Origin of the sequence: Dyadobacter sp. CY351, from assembly GCF_021502625.1 — a bacterium.
Classification (GTDB): domain Bacteria; phylum Bacteroidota; class Bacteroidia; order Cytophagales; family Spirosomataceae; genus Dyadobacter; species Dyadobacter chenhuakuii.
This window is the reverse complement of sequence record NZ_JAKFFU010000013.1, coordinates 194,886-213,175: the sequence shown is the minus strand read 5'-3', so window position 1 is coordinate 213,175 and position 18,290 is coordinate 194,886. Positions and strand designations below refer to the sequence as shown.

Annotated in this window: 15 protein-coding genes; 3 read left to right on the top strand and 12 right to left on the bottom strand. The window is 46.3% G+C overall.

The genetic code is table 11. The features are described 5' to 3' along the window. The first annotated feature begins 18 nt into the window (after nucleotides 1–18). Both L0660_RS22825 and L0660_RS22820 read left to right on the top strand, forming a co-directional pair. Complete coding sequence (locus L0660_RS22825) at nucleotides 19–1,392, top strand: sigma-54 dependent transcriptional regulator (RefSeq protein ID WP_235161457.1); 1,374 nt, start codon at nucleotides 19–21, stop codon at nucleotides 1,390–1,392. Next, on the top strand, nucleotides 1,389–2,684 hold the full coding sequence (locus L0660_RS22820; RefSeq protein ID WP_235161456.1) for a PAS domain-containing sensor histidine kinase: 1,296 nt from the start codon (nucleotides 1,389–1,391) through the stop codon (nucleotides 2,682–2,684). Before L0660_RS22825 ends, L0660_RS22820 begins: the two co-directional genes overlap by 4 nt. Nucleotides 2,685–2,706: 22 nt before the next feature. On the opposite strand, the gene L0660_RS22815 is transcribed toward L0660_RS22820, so the two are convergent. From L0660_RS22815 to L0660_RS22795, 5 genes are all read right to left on the bottom strand, one after another. Continuing rightward, nucleotides 2,707–3,744, bottom strand: coding sequence for a phosphotriesterase (locus tag L0660_RS22815; RefSeq protein ID WP_235161455.1), 1,038 nt, complete (start codon nucleotides 3,742–3,744; stop codon nucleotides 2,707–2,709). 556 nt (nucleotides 3,745–4,300) lie between these two features. Next, entirely contained in the window at nucleotides 4,301–5,503 is a 1,203-nt protein-coding gene (locus L0660_RS22810; RefSeq protein ID WP_235161454.1) for a site-2 protease family protein, read from the bottom strand. Then, entirely contained in the window at nucleotides 5,493–6,128 is a 636-nt protein-coding gene (locus L0660_RS22805) for an HAD family phosphatase (RefSeq protein ID WP_235161453.1), read from the bottom strand. Before L0660_RS22805 ends, L0660_RS22810 begins: the two co-directional genes overlap by 11 nt. Nucleotides 6,129–6,136: 8 nt before the next feature. After that, entirely contained in the window at nucleotides 6,137–7,090 is a 954-nt protein-coding gene (locus L0660_RS22800) for an acetyl-CoA carboxylase carboxyltransferase subunit alpha (protein ID WP_233795971.1), read from the bottom strand. A 34-nt stretch (nucleotides 7,091–7,124) separates the two neighbouring features. Further along, entirely contained in the window at nucleotides 7,125–8,549 is a 1,425-nt protein-coding gene (locus L0660_RS22795) for an MBL fold metallo-hydrolase RNA specificity domain-containing protein (protein WP_235161452.1), read from the bottom strand. Nucleotides 8,550–8,669: 120 nt separating this feature from the next. Here L0660_RS22795 and dacB point away from each other — a divergent pair, with 120 nt between their 5' ends. Next, nucleotides 8,670–10,142, top strand: coding sequence for a D-alanyl-D-alanine carboxypeptidase/D-alanyl-D-alanine-endopeptidase (gene dacB, locus L0660_RS22790; RefSeq protein WP_235161451.1), 1,473 nt, complete (start codon nucleotides 8,670–8,672; stop codon nucleotides 10,140–10,142). A 1-nt stretch (nucleotide 10,143) separates the two neighbouring features. Here dacB and hslV read toward each other — a convergent pair whose 3' ends face one another. The 7 genes from hslV to fucP all read right to left on the bottom strand — a co-directional run bounded on the left by hslV (nucleotide 10,144) and on the right by fucP (nucleotide 18,251). Further along, nucleotides 10,144–10,683: an ATP-dependent protease subunit HslV gene (gene hslV, locus L0660_RS22785; protein WP_026630438.1), complete on the bottom strand. Its 540-nt coding sequence runs from the start codon at nucleotides 10,681–10,683 to the stop codon at nucleotides 10,144–10,146. A 101-nt stretch (nucleotides 10,684–10,784) separates the two neighbouring features. Then, the gene (locus tag L0660_RS22780) at nucleotides 10,785–11,258 is read right to left on the bottom strand and encodes a hypothetical protein (protein WP_235161450.1); all 474 of its coding nucleotides are present in this window, start codon (nucleotides 11,256–11,258) and stop codon (nucleotides 10,785–10,787) included. 33 nt (nucleotides 11,259–11,291) lie between these two features. After that, complete coding sequence (locus L0660_RS22775) at nucleotides 11,292–13,001, bottom strand: pyruvate dehydrogenase complex dihydrolipoamide acetyltransferase (RefSeq protein ID WP_235161449.1); 1,710 nt, start codon at nucleotides 12,999–13,001, stop codon at nucleotides 11,292–11,294. 137 nt (nucleotides 13,002–13,138) lie between these two features. Next, on the bottom strand, nucleotides 13,139–14,926 hold the full coding sequence (gene lepA / locus L0660_RS22770; protein WP_233795976.1) for a translation elongation factor 4: 1,788 nt from the start codon (nucleotides 14,924–14,926) through the stop codon (nucleotides 13,139–13,141). A gap of 194 nt (nucleotides 14,927–15,120) precedes the next feature. After that, a complete protein-coding gene (locus L0660_RS22765; protein WP_235161448.1) occupies nucleotides 15,121–16,137 on the bottom strand; it encodes a zinc-binding alcohol dehydrogenase family protein in 1,017 nt (338 codons plus the stop codon). 38 nt (nucleotides 16,138–16,175) lie between these two features. Next, nucleotides 16,176–16,964, bottom strand: a complete 789-nt coding sequence (locus tag L0660_RS22760) for an SDR family oxidoreductase (protein WP_235161447.1) — start codon at nucleotides 16,962–16,964, stop codon at nucleotides 16,176–16,178. A gap of 33 nt (nucleotides 16,965–16,997) precedes the next feature. Then, on the bottom strand, nucleotides 16,998–18,251 hold the full coding sequence (fucP, locus tag L0660_RS22755; RefSeq protein WP_235161446.1) for an L-fucose:H+ symporter permease: 1,254 nt from the start codon (nucleotides 18,249–18,251) through the stop codon (nucleotides 16,998–17,000). Nucleotides 18,252–18,290 lie beyond the last annotated feature (39 nt).

The following is an 18,290-nucleotide window of genomic DNA, read 5'->3' as shown; positions in this document are numbered from 1 at the left end:
GCGAAGTAAAATTGTGATATGCTCCTAATTGTCGATGATGATCTTGCGATACGGACTTCTTTGATCCTGCTGCTTAAAAAGGAGGGGTTTGAGGTTAGAGGTGTGGGGTCGCCGGATGAGACTTTCGATATTTTGAAGACGGTTACGCCGGAGCTGATCCTGCTGGACCTGAACTTTTCGATTGAAACTTCGGGGAAGGAGGGCATGCAGCTTTTGCAGCAAATCAAGAAACGTTACCCTGCCATTCCTGTGATTTTGATTACGGGATGGGGGACTATTGATCTGGCTGTGAGGGGAATGAAGGAAGGTGCGATTGATTTTATTACCAAACCCTGGCAGAATGATCATGTGCTGCAATCGGTGCGGACCATTCTGAATTTGTCACAAACATTACCGCTTTCAGGCAGTAGAAAGAAACTGGAACAACAGTATCATTTCGAGAACATTGTAGGTCAGGATCCCAAACTGCTTGATATTCTTGAGACCGTTGGCCGCGTTGCTTCCACAGATGCGGCGGTGCTTATTACGGGCGAAAGCGGCACGGGAAAGGAACTGATTGCCGAGGCAATTCACATGAATAGCAAGCGAAAATCACGTCCCTTTGTGAAGGTGAATCTGGGCGGGATTTCTTCAACATTGTTTGAAAGCGAGCTTTTCGGTCACGTTCGTGGCGCTTTTACGGATGCCAAAACGGATCGCCTGGGCCGGTTTGAAATGGCGCATAAGGGATCGATCTTTTTGGATGAGATCGGGGAACTGGATTTGTCAAGTCAGGTAAAATTGCTGCGTGTGTTGCAGGAAAGAACTTTTGAGCCGTTGGGAAGCAGTAAAAGCAGGACAGTGGACGTGCGTGTGATCTGTGCTACAAACCGGAATTTGGAGGAAATGGTCGCGCAAGGAACATTCCGGGAAGACCTTTATTACCGCATTAACCTGATCACCGTTAAGCTGCCAGCGCTTAGGGAAAGGCCGGACGACATTCCGTTGCTGTCTGAATTCTTTGTTAACAACCTGAAAACCATTTATCAACGCCCCAACCTGCGCCTAAGCCCGGCAGCAATGAAATGGCTCCGGACATTGCAGTTACAGGGAAATATCCGTCAGTTGAAAAACCTGGTCGAGCGCACGGTGTTGCTTTCCGGCTCGGATACATTGGATATAGCAGATTTACAGCGTAATCTGAGTGGTGGCACACAGCCGTCGGCCCAGAAAAACCTTCCAGAAGTAGGCGCGATCACTTTGGAGGAAATGGAATATCAAATGATCACCAAGGCCATGCAATTTCACCAGAATAAAGTGAGCAAAGTGGCCAGATCGCTCGGAATCACACGGTTTGCGCTCTATCGTAGATTGGAAAAATATGGTATTTCCTACGAATTCGAGGACGTATGAGATTATCAACGAAGGCAAAATACATTCTTTACATATTGGTATTGCACACTGTCCTGGTTTTCCTGGTTTACAAAATTCTCTATCAGGACAAATTGCTTTTCATTGGTTTTGAGGTGTTTCTGTTGCTTTCCGCCATCGTTTCCATTCAGATTTATCAGAATTTTATGCAACCTATCCAATTTGTGAAATCGGGAATTGAGGCCATTAAGGACAAAGATTTTTCCATCAAATTCGTCCCGACCGGCAAAGGAGAAGTGGATACATTGATTGAAGTTTATAACCTGATGATCGACCAGCTCCGCGAGGAGCGGACGCGCTTGCATGAGCAACATTTTTTCCTCGAAAAACTGATCGCCGCATCGCCTATTTCTATCATTATCCTCGATTTTGATGAAAAAATCGATTCGTTCAATGTCAAAGCAAAGGAATATTTCAAAAACGAAGCGGAAGGTTTGAAAGGGCTGTTATTGGAGGAAACCAATCATCCGTTGCTGGTTGAACTGGCTCATATTCAGGACGGAGAATCGAAAATTGTGAAAACTAATGGCGTGGTAACATTCAAAGTGCAGCGCTCGCATTTCATGGATCAAGGCTTCCGTCGCTCGTTTCTGATGATCGAAGAGCTTACTAATGAGATACTTGAATCGGAAAAGAATGCATACGGCAAAGTGATCCGAATGATGGCGCACGAGGTGAACAACACACTAGGCGCCACGGATTCCATTTTGCAGACAACCACAAACATTCTTTCGGATGATTCTTACATTGAACTGCGAGAAGCGCTAACCATTGCTTCTGAACGTAACCGGAGGCTAACGAAATTCATGCGAAACTTTGCAGACGTCGTTCGGCTCCCAGCACCCGCGCCGGTTCCTACGGATTTGAATAAATTTGTCAAAGACTTAGCTATTTTCATGGAGCCGGCAGCCGCACACCGGGGTGTCTCAATTCACACATCACTGCCGGCAAATGTTGTATCTAAAAAAATCGACGTAGGCCAGATGGAGCACGTGCTTGTCAATGTGCTGAAAAATGCGATCGAGGCGTGCAAACCTGGCAATGAGATCCGAATCGAGGTTTCCGAAAATAATCTGACCATTAAAAACAACGGCAGCCCCATCGAAGCCGAAGTAGGGGCCCAGCTTTTCAACCCATTTTTTAGCACCAAGCACGACGGCCAGGGCATAGGGCTCACATTGGCCAGAGAAATCCTCATCAACCACGGATTCACATTCTCATTACAGACCAATCCAGATGGCTGGACGGCATTTCGAATCGAATTTGAAGGCTGAGAAATCCGTTGAAATATGCTGCTTATGCATTTGACTTGCGGATACGGATCGTAAATGCATTGGCTGGATTAGTAAGCATAACCTGCTTTGTATCGAACTCGCTGAATCCTTTCTGTTTCAACAGAGGTAAAAGCTTGTCTGAAATGGTGGTATAACCTCTGAATGTTCCGCCATTTGGCTCGCCCGGTTTATACCAGCCTGCGTCGTGTGACAGGAGGATTTGTTTAATAAAGCCCTTTGCTTTCAGAAACAAAATCAGTGTGGCTATCTTCTCAACATTATCTTCATTCACGCCATCCAGACTAACCCAGCAACCACTTTTCGCGATTTTTTCAAAATCCTCATCGCTTCCGCTGGCGTGAACCCAGACGAAAGCTGACGGACTAACCCCATTTTTTTGCAATATTTCAATTTCCTGAGCGGCTGGGAGAGCTGGCCCTGTATGAGAACAGATCGTTAATCCAGTTTGTAGATGAGTAAGCGCAGCGGCATGGACGAGTTTCTGGTGAAGTTCGGAAAGCGGGCCGGCATTAACGCTGGTTTTAATAAATCCCGGCTTAATGTTCGTACCGTCAATGCCGTTCCGGAATTCGTTAATCCAGCGCTTTGAAAGTTGTTCCGCGGTTTCTGTGAAAGCAAATCGGGGTAAATATTTATTATCCGAAGCACCGTAGTAACCCGTGTTCGTCAAGATATTCAATCCGGATTTTTTAGATAATTTTTGAAGCAATAAAACGTCCCGTCCAAGGTAAGCAGGCGTACATTCAACCAGACTCTTGATGCCCCTTTTCTTAATTTCAAGCAGATAGGGAAGGACTTTGTTGATGACTTCGTCGTGATCCCATCGATCCTGTGTAACCTTGTCCGCCCCGATAAAATCAACGAGAACATGCTCATGAATAAGCGTCAAGCCAAGATCAGCAACATTGATTTTTCCTTTGACGCTATATGTAAATGGCTCATCAAAAAAAAATTTCCCCAAAAACGGCACGCCGGCGCAAGCAGCAACGAATTGCCTTCGGGAGAATATAGGGGTTGGGTTAACGTTTACTGATTTCATATGTGTGAAGTTGCAATTTTGATCCTTCATTTGAAAGCGCATTGTTCCTCGTTTTGCTACCGATATTTCATCCCTCCGGGATTGCACAACCGCCCAAATCGCGGAGCGATGCAATGTTGGTAGCAATATATTATTCGTGCGTATTTCACAAATCCCGGAGGGATGTCACGAATTGCACAATGTTTCATCCCTCGTGGGATTTCCTCCGGTTCGCCATCGTTGTTGCTACCGATATTTCATCCCTCCGGGATTGCACAACCGCTCAAATCGCGGAACGATGCAATGTTGGTAGCTATATGTTATGCGTGGGCATTTCACAAATCCCCGAGGGATGTCACGAATTGCACAATGTTTCATCCCTCGTGGGATTTCCTCCGGTTCGCAATCGTTGTTGTTACCGATATTTCATCCCTCCGGGATTGCACAACCGCCCAAATCGCAGAGCGATGCAATGTTGGTAGCTATATGTTATTAGTGGGCATTTCACAAATCCCGGAGGGATGTGACGAACTGCACAATGTTTCATCACTCGGGATTGCCCTGATCCAAAGCTTTACTACTCAATCAAAATAAACGGAGTTGGGCTGAATGAGATGATGAAGATGATTAATGCGCAGATGCCCAGGATGATACGGGGGGCGTCGAGGGGTTCGTTTTCGTCGGTGTCGGGATGGCGGATGCCGAGGAAACGGCCCAGGATGAAAATGAATGGCAGGAAACCGGTAGAACCTTGCCAGTCGGGACGAATGTAGGATACGGCGAATTGCCCTACTACCACAATCAAACTTAGCATTAAGCCCGTCATGGGACTATCGCTGGCCCTTTTGAAACAGATATATAGGAAATAAATGTAGATGGCCAGATAGAAGAAACGCTCATAGAAAACAGCATTGCTTCCTGTTGCAAACGACTCTGCCGTAAAAAGACCCAAACCAGCATAAAAAGCGAACAATCCGAAAAGGATCGGCGCAACGATATCAAATTTTTTCTTGCCGATTAAGCCGTAAAGAATGTGCCCGCCATCCAGCTGACCAATTGGAATAAGATTGAGGGATGTAAAGAAAAGAGCAAGATATCCTGCGAAAATGTACGGATAATGGATCATTTCGTAGGCATGCGGCAAGCGCGCCGGATCTGCAATGTAGGTTTTAAACATCCAGAATAGAATGTTATCACCCAATGCAATGTTACCTGAGGCATTTTCATAAGCAAATTGCGGGTAACTCAAACCAAACCGCGCGTATTCAGGATGTATGGAAAAAATGTATTCCGGCGGTGGCAAATGGGTAAAGCCATACCAGAGAACCACCAAAGCAGCAATGAAACCGGCCAGCGGACCAGCTATGCCGATATCGAAGAACTTTAAGCGCGAACGGACAACGGATTTAATGCGAATAAATGCGCCCATGGTTCCGATACTGTTTGAAATACCAAACCAAAGCGGAATGTAATAGGGGAGCGTAACCTTTACGCGATGCATTTTGGCAACAAAATAATGGCCGAACTCATGAATGGTCAGGATCGCCAGAAAAGGGATTGAAAATTGGAAGCCCTGCTTGAATTCAGCCCACCCGAGAAATTTAACGGTTTCACCGGTGACAGGCTTTTCAGCCCCGCTGCCCATCAGGAAGTAGGCAAAGTCGTATACGAAAGCAAAAATGTTGCCGTAAATCCATTCAGCGCCAGCCATTGTGGTGGTAATGATCGTCAGAATAAAAAGAACGGCCTGAATGATGTAAGTGCGTGTGTTAGACTGCATAGTCTTTAAGATATTCCAAAATGGTTACTGGTTTCTGGACGTGAATGGTGTCAATTCCTAATAACGAAGCGGCCTCAATGTTGTCCCGGTTATCGTCCAGGAAAAGGGTTTCTTCCGCTTTAAGACCTGCCTGTTCCAACACTTTTTGATAAATCTGCGGGTCTGGCTTCATTAACCCCATTTCATAGGATAGGAAAACGGTTTCGAAAAGATCATCCAGCTTTTTAACGCCGGTCGATGCTTCCAGAATTTTGTTAACCTGTGTAATGTGGATCGAGCTCGTGTTGCTCAGCAGGAAAAGCCGGTAACTTTTTGATAGGTTTTGAAGCAGTTCCACGCGCTCGGGAGGAAGATCTAGCAGGAGACTGTTCCAGGCTGTATCAATGGCTTCGTCGGAAAGATCAGAGAATTCCAGAATTTTCCGCACATAATTGCGAAAACCCGCTTCGTCCAGTTCGCCCGTTTCAAACTGCCGGAAAAGCGCATTTTTGCTGAATAGTTCAAGGATTTCAGCTTGCTCCCTGCCGCTTAGTTCTGCAAATGATTTTGACGCAACGGGCACGTCAATGTTCAGAATTACGTCGCCCAGGTCAAAAATGATATTCTTTATCTTGCTATTCTTCATTGTTCCGGTTATTCAACAACTACACCCATTGCACAGAATTTCTCAATGCGTTGGTCAATCCTGTCCTGGTGCTCAATCGCAGCGAGTTCGTTAATGTTTTCCAGGATAACCATTTTCAATTTCTCGGCCATCCAGTGGTGATCTAAATGTGCTCCGCCCAATGGTTCGGGAATAATGCCGTCGATCAACCCGTTCTTTTTCATATCCTTAGCCGTGATTTTCATCGCTTCGGCAGCCTGCTCTTTGAAATCCCAGCTTCTCCAAAGGATTGCTGAACAGTTTTCAGGGGAAATCACTGAGTACCAGGTATTTTCCAACATTAAAACACGGTCGCCGATGGCAATTCCCAGCGCACCGCCCGACGCGCCTTCACCGATCACGATGCATATTACCGGCACTTTCAGCATGAACATTTCTTTCAGGTTGCGCGCAATGGCCTCACCCTGACCGCGTTCCTCAGCCTCCATACCAGGAAATGCGCCCGGAGTGTCGATAAGGGTAATAATAGGTTTGTTGAATTTTTCAGCCAGTTTCATCAGGCGTAATGCCTTGCGATAGCCTTCGGGATTGGGCATACCAAAGTTACGGTGCTGCCTTTGTTTTGTATTCCGGCCTTTTTGTTGTCCTATGAGCATGAAAGACTGTCCGCCTACATTGGCAAGCCCGCCAATAATAGCCGGATCATCCCGAACCTGGCGGTCACCATGCAATTCGATGAACTCGTCGCAGATCAGCTCAATGTAATCGAGCGTATATGGACGGTCTGGATGGCGCGAGAGCTGCACACGCTGCCAGCGTGTAAGGTTCTCAAAAATTTCCTTTCGAAGATCTGTTATATTGTTTTCCAATAAGGAAATGGCGCCGGAAAAATCCACATTATTGTTCTGCGCCAGTGTTTTCATTTCTTCGAGCTTGCGTTCGAGCTCGGCCATAGGTTTTTCGAAATCCAGGTATGTTCTCATATTCAGGTTCTTGTTTGTTTGGCAGCGGGGCAGCTTAAAGTTCGTAAGTGCGTCCCCTCAATGGTATTTCTACCGATTTATAGCCGTTTTCTTGAATTTTACTTTGGAAATCAGCCATGCTTTGCTGTTCTCCGTGTACCAGAAAAATGCCTTTCAGCTTTTCCGGATCTTGTAATTTGATGAATTTCAATAAATCATTCTGATCTCCGTGGCCGCTAAATACGTCAATTTTTTCAATATTAGCCAAGACGGGCAGCTGCTTTCCGCGAATTGAAATCGTGTCCTGTCCATTCAGAAGCCGCCATCCCAATGTTCCCTCAGAAGCATATCCGATCATCAGGATAGTGGCATAAGGGTTGCCAATATTAGCCTCCACGTGCTGCTCCACACGACCGCCCTGGACCATACCCGAAGACGAGATGATAATACAGGGTTCGTTGTAGTTAGATACAGCCTTGCTGGCATCGGAGCTTTCGAGATAGATAAGGTTGTCAAAATCAAAGAGCATGTCATTATCATCCTGAAAAGTGCGTGCTTCCTTATTCAGCAGACGCACGTGGCGCTGGTACACTTTCGTGCTGCTATGAGCCAGCGGACTGTCGGAGAACACCTTCAAGTTTGGAAATGAGTGATCCATGTAGATCTTATTCAATGTGTAAAGGAGCGCCTGCGTGCGGCCCACGCTGAACGAAGGAATAATTAACCTGCCCGGAATATCAATGCAAGTTCGTTTGATCACATCTGCTAACGCTTCCGCAGGCGAGCCCTGGTCCTCATGCAGACGGTTTCCGTAAGTGGATTCGCAGATCAAATAATCAACCTGCGGGATTTCCTGGGGATCAATCAGCAGCGGATAATTGCTCCGGCCGATGTCCCCCGAAAAGCAGATTCGCTTTTTCTCGCCATCTTCATAAACTTCGAGCACAATGTGCGCCGCGCCCAGCAAATGCCCGGCCGCGTAAAAAACGATGGTTACATTATCTGCAATGCGATAGCGCTGGCCAAAAGCGACCGGCACGAAGTTGTCCAATGCCTCATTTACGTTCTTTTCAACGAAATAATCCATCGGAACTTCCTTCTTTTTCTTGCCTCTTTTCTTGGAAGACCCGTTCATGCGTGCATTCAGGCGTTTCTGATGCAGGTTAGCGGCATCCCTCAAAAGAAGTGAAGTGAGCGCCAGGGTAGGCTCAGTACAAACAACCCTTCCTTCAAATCCATATTTATACAGATTCGGAATGTTGCCCGAATGGTCAATGTGAGCGTGTGTTAAAAGTACTGTATTGATTAAACTCGCATCAAATGGGAATACACTTTTTTGCTCCTCATACCTGGTTTTTCTACCGATCTCGTCTAAGTCAAAGTCAGAGCCGCAGTCAATTAAAATTCGGTAATCGTCTGTCTCTAAAAGAAACATGCTACCTGTCACCTGCTGCGCAGCTCCCCAAAATGTCAATTTCATACGTTGGAAATGGGGTGTATCTTACAAAAGTACCAAAAACCGGCTGAGATTTGGAGATTACTTACTAGTTTAGATTTGGTATCTTCTCTTTCTGTGCGAAAGTCACCCTGCTAAACTAATATGAAATCCGGCCTGTTTTTGTTTTTTCTTTTTTTCTGTTTAAATGTCAATGCTCAAAATATAGACAGTATCGCGCTCAATAACCTCCGCGATGCCGTGCTGGAACTCGAAAACAGCGAATTGATGCGAAGCGGTTCCCTTTCCCTGAGTGTAAAAAAAGTAAAGGATGCCTCAAATGTCTTCGCATTAAATGCGGAACGCTCATTGCCATCCGCTTCCACATTAAAATTAGTCTCAACAGCCACAGCGCTGGCGGTTTTTGGTGGTGATTTTAAATTTCAAACATTTCTGGAACACGACGGGATCATCAGAAATGACACATTAATTGGTAATGTATACATTCACGGAACCGGCGATCCGTCGCTGGGAAGTGAGCGTTTCAAGGGGTATCCCACAGCAAACGAGCTCATTACCCGTTGGGTTGCAGCGGTTAAGAAAACGGGCGTCCGGTATATCAAAGGCAGTATCATTCCCGACGCCTCCTTTTTCGATGCCGAAACCGTTGCCAGCACCTGGATATGGGGGGATCTGGGGAATTATTACGGCGCAGGTGTTTCAGGATTGAATTTCAACGAAAATTTGTACAAAATTAAATTCAAGCCCGGCGCGGACTTTGGCGATCCAACCACATTTGTTGGCATCGAGCCAGCCATTCCTTACCTGACATTTGTCAATAAGGTAACAACGGGTGAGAAAGGCTCTGGCGATAAGACCATTGTTTACAGCAGTCCGCTGGGCAATTCGGTCGTCCTTACCGGCACAATTCCTGCCGGCCCGGCAGTGTTTACAGTAAAAGGTTCGATCCCCAATGCAGCTGAATATGTGGCTTTTGCCTTGAAAAATAGTTTGTTAAATGCGGCGATCGGGATAGGAGAGAACAAAGTGCCGCAGCCCGGAATGCCCGCCGCGTCTGCCAACCCGAAGGTTGTGCTGGACAAATACGAGTCACCGCCGTTGCGTGATCTTTGCCAGCAAACTAATTTTTGGAGCGTTAACTTGTACGCCGACGCACTTTTCAAGCAAGCCGGGAAACGACTTGCCGGAAACGCAGCATTTGATGATGCAGCCAAGGCCATAACAGCTTACTGGTCGGGTAAAGGAGCGGATTTGAGGGGATTTTATATCAAAGACGGGAGTGGCCTGTCACCGTCCGGCTCCATCACAACCCACAGCCTGACAGACATTCTGAACGTCGCCAACAAGGATGCCAGTTTCAATGATTTTTACAAGAGCATTGCCGTCCTCGGCTTGAATGGCACCGTCCGGAACCTTGGTAAGGGCACGAAAGCCGCTGGGAATATGCATGTTAAGAGCGGGTCTATTGAAGGAACCCGCGCTTATGCCGGTTATGTCACGTCCAAATCAGGTTCGTTGCTCAGCTTTTCAATCATTGCCCACAAATACATGCCGGGCAGCAACCGCATGATTTCCGATTCACTGGTGAAAATCATGACATTAATGGCTGAATTATAACTTACTGCACTTTTTCGATTACCAGGTTGTGATTTGTATAAATGCAAAGGTCTGCTGCAACCGTTAATCCTTCGCGCACCATCTCTTCCGCAGTAAGGTGTCCTGCATGTTTTTTCAATGCTTGTGCAGCTGACAACGCATAATTCCCGCCCGATCCGATGGCTGCAATGCCGTTTTCTGGTTCAAGCACATCGCCAGTTCCTGAGATCACGAGGATTTCTTCCTTGTTGGCTGTGATCATCATGGCTTCCAACTTGCGCAGGTAACGGTCTGTCCGCCAATCTTTTGCTAATTCTATTGCAGCGCGTTTCATATTGCCGCCGTATGCATTCAACTTTTCTTCGAATTTTTCAAGAAGCGTAAAAGCATCTGCTGTGGACCCCGCAAAGCCCACAAGAATTTTGCCGCCCATGAGCGTCCGGATCTTTTTCACATTGCTTTTAGCAACTGTATTACCCATTGTAGCCTGGCCATCCGCGCCCAAGGAAACCGTTCCGTTATGAAGCACCCCCAAGACGGTGGTAGCATGTATTTTTTCCATAAATTGATTTTATACTAATTCGTAAAACCCCTCACAAAACAAAAGTGCCAGGTCGGAAAACCTGACACTTTGTACATTTATTAAATCATTACAATTGAAATCTACTCCTTTTTAATGAAGTCAAGGATCAAATCCTGCTTAGCAAGTATAGTTTCCTGCATTCTCGATAGGAAATCCTGTTTAGCGGATATCATCTGTTGCTCGGTCAACATTGACTCTTGCATTCTAGACAAAAAATCCTGCTTAGCCGACATTGATTCCTGTGTAATAAACATTGCTTCCTGTTTTTCGGAGATTAAACTTTGAGCCGCTTTTAACGAGTCCTGGTTTGAGAGCACGTCTTTAAACTGCGAGTCCATTCCATCCAGTCTAATTTCAATATTACCAATCCTTCCGGACATTTGAAGCTGATTTTTAAGCAAAAATGTAATGTTCTCATTTTGCGTAATAACCAACTCAGTTATGTTTGACACCATAAAAGTAAGGTTGTCAACTTTCTTATCTGTTCTATCCTGCTTTATTAATAGTTCAGAAATAACCGGCTCCAACTGATCTAATCTTCTGTCTGCATTCATAGTGTGTTTTTGTTTGAATAATAAATAACTCTTTTATACCAACATACTCATCGGCTCTTCAAGCAGCTTTTTCACTGTGAGCAGGAATTGAGCGCCTAATGCTCCGTCTACAACGCGGTGGTCAGCAGAAAGGGTTACTTTCATGATGTTTTGCGGGTAAACCGTTCCATCTTCTTTGAAAGCTGCTACTTTCTTGATCGCGCCGATGGCCAGGATGCAGGAATCCGGCGGGTTAATGATCGCAGTAAATTCATCTACACCGAACATGCCCAGGTTTGAGATCGAGAATGTATTTCCTTCCCAGTCCTTAGGCTGCAACTTTTTGTCTTTCGCTTTGCCGGCAAGATCTTTCACTTCCCCGGAAATTATCGACAATGTTTTCTTGTCGGCATCACGGATCACCGGAACCAGCAGACCTTCGTCAACCGCTACGGCCACACCGATATTTACGTAATTGTATCTTCTGATTTTGTCTCCCAACCAAGCTGAGTTAACGGCAGGATGTTGTTTCAACGCCACTGCGCAAGCTTTGATCACCATATCATTGAAAGAGATCTTAGCAGGGCTCACCTCGTTCAGTTGCGGACGCAATGCCATGGCCTTATCCATGTTGATTTCCATTGTCACATAGAAATGCGGCGCGGTAAACAAGCTGTCGCTCAGTCTGCGGGCAATGGTTTTACGCATTTGCGAGATAGGCGAATCTGTGAAGTCACCATTTGCTGGGGCGCTTGCAGCAGACTGTTCAGATTTCGCAGCAGGAGCTGGTGCAGATGCCGCCTGAGCAGGCGCTTCTGTTTTTGCAGCAGGGGCTGCCGCAGCAGGTTTGAACTCATCCACATCGCGTTTCACGATGCGACCGTTGTCGCCACTGCCGCCAACCTGGCTCAGATCAATCCCTTTTTCGTCTGCCAGGCGTTTAGCCAATGGTGAAGCCTTAATCCTGTCACCTGAATCAGCGACAGAAACCGTTTTGTCAACGCCATTTGAACCGGACTCAGCAGCAGGAGCCGCTTTGCCTTCGTCGGTTGCATCAATGTTTTCAACTTCCGCACCACCTTCACCGTTTTCACGGGCCAGCAATGCTTCCACATTAGCACCCTCTTCACCGATAACCGCGATAATGCCGTCAACAGGAACAGATTCGCCGTCTTTAATTCCGATATATAGCAGCGTTCCGTCTTCGTACGCTTCCAGCTCCATCGTCGCCTTGTCAGTTTCAACTTCGGCCAGGATGTCACCTGATTTTACTTTATCTCCAACCTTTTTCTGCCATCCCACCAATGTTCCTTCTTCCATCGTGTCGCTCATCTTCGGCATTCTGACAACGACTGCGTTGATTTTCTCAGCTGGGGCCGCAGGAGCTGCTTTCTTTGCAGGTTCCGGCGTCGCCGTTTCAATGGCAGCGGCTGGTTTTGCTTCTTCTTTGGCCGGTTCTGCACTTGCCTCTGCTTTCGCTGCACCATTTGTGCTTCCGCCTTCGAGCAACGACTTATAGTCTTCGCCTTCGGAACCAACAACCGCCATAATGCCGTCTATCGGAACCGCATCGCCCTTGTTAACACCAATGTATAGAAGAGTGCCGTCATAATAGGACTCAAGATCCATAGTTGCTTTGTCGGTTTCCACCTCAGCAATAATTTCACCTGATTTTATTTTATCGCCAACTTTTTTGTGCCATTCTGCGATAACACCTTCTTCCATGGTGTCGCTCATCTTGGGCATACGAATTACTTCTGCCATATCGCTTGTTAAGGTATTTTAGTTTCTTGGTCTAAAAATTTGAATTCAGTCAAAATTACAACAAAACGCGGATAGGTCTTGCCTTTCACGCCATAAAATTGACCAAGACAGCGCTCGGCTGAATATTTATGATTTAATCAATTGATTTTCAATACGGCCATAAACGCCTCCTGCGGGATTTCCACATTACCAACCTGGCGCATGCGTTTTTTACCCTTTTTCTGCTTCTCCAAAAGCTTTCTTTTACGGGAAATATCACCGCCATAACATTTTGCTAAAACGTCTTTCCGCATCGCTTTCACGGTTTCACGCGCAATGATCTTCTGACCGATTGCCGCCTGGATAGCGATTTCAAACATCTGGCGCGGAATTAGCTCTCTTAACTTTTCGCAAAGCTTTTTACCCCATTCATAAGATTTTGATCGGTGAACGATGGCAGAAAGCGCATCAACCGGCTCGCCATTCAACATAACGTCCAGCTTCACCATGTCCGATTCCTGATAACCAGCAAGTTCGTAGTCCAAAGACGCATAACCGCGGGATATGGTTTTTAGTTTATCAAAGAAATCAAAAACGACCTCCGCAAGCGGAATAAGGAATTGAAGCTCAACACGTTCCGAAGTCAGGTAAACCTGGTTTTTCAGAATGCCGCGTTTGTCCATACACAAGTTCAGGATCGCGCCGATGTAATCGGATTTCGTGATGATCTGTGCGTTGATATAAGGCTCCTCAATTGAATTAATATGGTTAGGATCAGGCATTTCCGAAGGCGCGCTGATGTTCAACAACTGGTTCTTTGTATTCGTCACACGGAACTGCACCGAAGGCACCGTGGTGATAACCGTCATATCAAACTCACGTTCCAGACGTTCCTGAACGATCTCCATATGCAGCATACCAAGGAACCCGCAACGGAATCCAAAGCCCAATGCCGCAGATGTTTCTGGTTCCCAAACAAGCGCAGCATCATTCAGTTGAAGCTTTTCCATGGCCTCACGCAGCTCTTCAAACTCGCTGGTGTCAACCGGATAGATCCCGGCGAAAACCATTGGCTTCACCTCTGAAAAACCAACGATTCCTTCACTTGCAGGCCTGTCAATGTGCGTGAATGTATCGCCTACTTTAACTTCCTTAGCAACCTTGATTCCTGAAATCAGGTAACCTACGTCACCGCATTCCACCACTTGCTTCGGGATTTGTGCCAAACCTAATGTTCCGATCTCGTCGGCAATGTATTCCTTGCCCGTCGCCATAAATTTAACGCGGTCGCCTTTTCTGATTGTCCCGTTTTTAACCCGGAAAATAACTTCGATCCCACGATACGAGTTAAAAACCGAGTCAAAGATCAATGCTTGCAAAGGTGCTTTCGGATCGCCTACCGGAGCCGGAATTCTTTCTACAATCGCATTCAGAATGGCCTCAATGCCGATTCCTTCTTTTCCGCTGGCAGGAATGATGTCATCCCGATCGCAACCCAGCAGATCGACCATTTCATCCTTAATTTCCTCCGGCATAGCGCCCGGTAAATCTATTTTATTTAAAACCGGAATGATCACCAGGTCGTGGTTGATCGCCAGATATAAGTTCGAGATCGTCTGGGCTTCCGTTCCCTGCGATGCATCCACGAGCAGCAATGCACCTTCGCAGGCAGCAATGGAGCGCGAAACTTCATAAGAAAAGTCGACGTGGCCCGGCGTATCAATAAGGTTAAAAGTATATTCTTCTCCTTTGTAAGGATAAGTCATTTGGATAGCGTGGCTCTTGATCGTGATGCCGCGCTCGCGTTCCAGGTCCATGTTATCAAGTAACTGAGCCTGCATTTCGCGTTTGCTTACAGTATTTGTAAATTCCAGCAATCGGTCTGCCAGTGTGCTTTTCCCGTGGTCAATATGGGCAATGATGCAAAAATTACGGATTTTCTTCATGAAAGTAGTTACTGTTCCAATGTTTGGCTCGTAAAAGTCTGAGGCAAAACACCTGCAAAATTACGAGGGTAATTAATATTTCAACAGCTTTTCTCATTGAAGTTCAAACTTAACGCAAATACGCACCCTAAATGAAAGCAAAATGCCTGATCCAAAACAGTCAGGCATTTTTTAATTACAATAAAACAAACGGTTCAATCCACAGAAACCATCGCCTTGGTCACACCATTCGCAGGATCCAGCCAGCCTTCAAACTCGTCCTTCACCTGATTAAAAGCCACCCGGTGCGTAATGTAAGTGGTAGGATCTATAAAGCTGTTTTTCATGCTGCTGATCACATGCTCAAAATCAGCGCGGGTAGCATTCCGGCTGCTCATTAATGTGGCTTCCCGCTTGTGGAATTCGGGATGACTGAAACTGATATCCCCTTTTTGGAGGCCCACAAGCACATATCTGCCGCCATGTGCCAAGTAGCTGAATGCGGTGTTAATCGCTCTCAGATTGCCCGTTGCATCCACAATAACCGTTGGCATGTCGCCATTTGTGATTTCGGCTAATTTTTCCAAAACATTGTCATTCAATGCATTGATCGTATGTGCTACGCCCAGTTTTTCACGGCAGAACGCGAGTCTTCCATCATTAATGTCCAGCGCAATCACATTCGCTCCGGCAATGCGCGCGAATTCCATCGTTCCTAGCCCGATCGGCCCGGCACCCACGACCAGCACCGTTTCATTTGGCTCCACATTTGCCCGCCTGATCCCGTGTGCGCCGATTGAAAGCATTTCAACAAGCGCCAATTCGTCAAAGCTCAAACCATTTCCATGCACGAGCGAATAGGAGGGAACCGATAAATATTCAGACATCCCGCCATCAATATGGACACCAGAAACCCGGATACTCGTGCAGCAATTAGGCTTATTGTTCCGGCAGGCAATGCATTTGCCACAATTGAAATAAGGAATAAAAGTAACTGCTTCACCGACTGAAAACCCCGGCGCTCCGTCCGTTTCGACAATTTCCCCGGCCAGTTCATGACCGAGAATGCGCGGATAATTGAAAAAAGGCTGCGTTCCTTCAAATGCATGCAGATCTGTCCCGCAAATGCCGATCCTTTTAATCTTTATAATGGTATTCCCCGGGGTTAACGCTGGTTTTTCTGCCTGCTGATAAGCAAATTCCCCGGGTGTTGTACAAACCAAAACCTCCATAGCTGAATGGAATTAACTTCTAATTTATGTTGAGAATATTAAGAATTAGCCAACGCACGATCCAGATGAACATAACCGCCGTCCACATAAATCAGCTGGCCCGTTGTATGACTCGAACGTTGCGACAGCAGAAAAACAGTCATATTAGCGATTTCTTCGGCCGTTGTCATCCGGTTTTCCAGTGGAATGTGCGCCGTAATAGAAGCCAGTTTTTCTTGTGGATTGGGCAGCGTTTCGATCCATCTTTCATAGAGCGGCGTCCAGCATTCAGCCACAATAACCGAATTGACACGGATGCCATATTTCAGAAGTTCCACCGCCCACTCACGGGTAAGTGCATTGCGTCCGCCGTTGGATGCAGCGTAAGCCGATGTGCCTCCCTGACCTGTATCAGCCGTTTTTGAACTGATATTGACAATGGAACCTTTGGAGGCTTTCAGCGCTGGCAATGCATAATGTACCATAAGATAGTAATGCACGACATTTTTATGCAGCGAAGCCATAAATGCTTCGTAATTACCACTTTCGAGGCCCACGCCATCATTTACACCTGCATTGTTCACCAGCCCGTCGATGCGGCCGAATTTTTCCAAAACGGCTGCAACCGCCTGCTCGCAAGCTTCGGGCCTGGTAAGCTCGGCAACCACCTGGAATGAGGACGTGCCTTTGGCGGAAAGCTCGTCAACCAATTTTTGATTATCAGCAGCATTGCGGCCAACTATGACCGGAATAGCGCCCTCGTTGGCCAGCACATGCACAATGCCTTCACCAATCCCTTTTGCGCCACCCGTTACAATAACGACTTTATCTTTCAATTGTAAATCCATAATAGAGAATGTTAGCAAGAATACGGACGACTTTTAATGGGAAGCACCCAGCGTCACATGTTTAATTGAATTGTTTTTGATCGCAAAATAAAGAACCACCAGGAAGCAGACCGCCGGAACGATATAGGCCGTTTGTATCGACGAAATATCAGAAACCTGACCCATAATAACCGGGAAAATCGCTCCACCAACGATAGACATAATAACCAGTGAAGACCCGATTTTGGTCTTTTCTCCCAGTCCGCGGATACTGAGCGCAAAAATTGTCGGGAACATAATGGACATGAAAAACTGCACGCCTACCAATGCATACACCGCAACCATGCCTTCGGTAAGGACAGCCAGGATAAGCAGCGCAACATTAATTATGCTGTAAAGTGCGAGTAAGCGCGGGGGAGCAACAAATCGCATTAAATAAGTGCCGATAAACCGGCCGATCATAAAGCTTAAAAATGCACCGGACAGCACATATGCGGCCGTTTTTTCATCAATGCCTGCGACTTTGTCCGAAAAACGAATAAAGAAACTGCTGATACAAACTTGCGCACCAACGTAGAAAAACTGTGCTATAACGCCTAAAATCAGGTTTTTTTCTGACCAGATTGAGCCGCTGATCTTGCCGCTGTCGTCCGCTTCCTCCTTGATTTCAGGTAATTGCGTGCGCCAGATCATTACCGCAACCAACAAAACCACAACTCCTATCACCAGAAAGGGTATTTGAACCGAAGAGGCTTCTGCATTGAGGTAACTGTTCAGCTGGTCCGCAGACATCGATTGCTCTTCCTGCTCAGAAAGTGTTTTTCCCGAGAGGATAAAAGTTCCGCCCATTAACGGCGCTAAAAAAGCAGCCAGACCATTGAATGACTGTGCGAAGTTAAGTCGCTGCGTCGCCGACTCACTGTCTCCAAGAACGGTTATATATGGGTTGGCAGCCGTTTCCAGCAATGTTAAACCGCTGGCAATCACGAATAAGGCAAACAGGAAAAAGCCAAAATGCCTCATTTCGGCAGCGGGATAAAACAGAAATGTGCCAAATGCAAATAAAAGCAGCCCCAGGGTGATCCCGGCTTTGTAACCGAACCTTTTCATAAAAAGCCCGGCAGGCAATGCAATCAGAAAGTAAGCGATATAGGAAGCCGAATCAATAAGTGCTGATTGAAAGTCACTTAGCTGACATGCTTTCTTTAAATGCGGAATAAGGATGGGGTTTAAATTAAGGGCGAAGCCCCAAAGAAAAAATAAAGAAGTAATGAGAATGATAGCCAGCCGTGTTTTACGATCGGTCATAGAGGTCCGTAGTTAGTAATTAATAACAAGATATAGTAA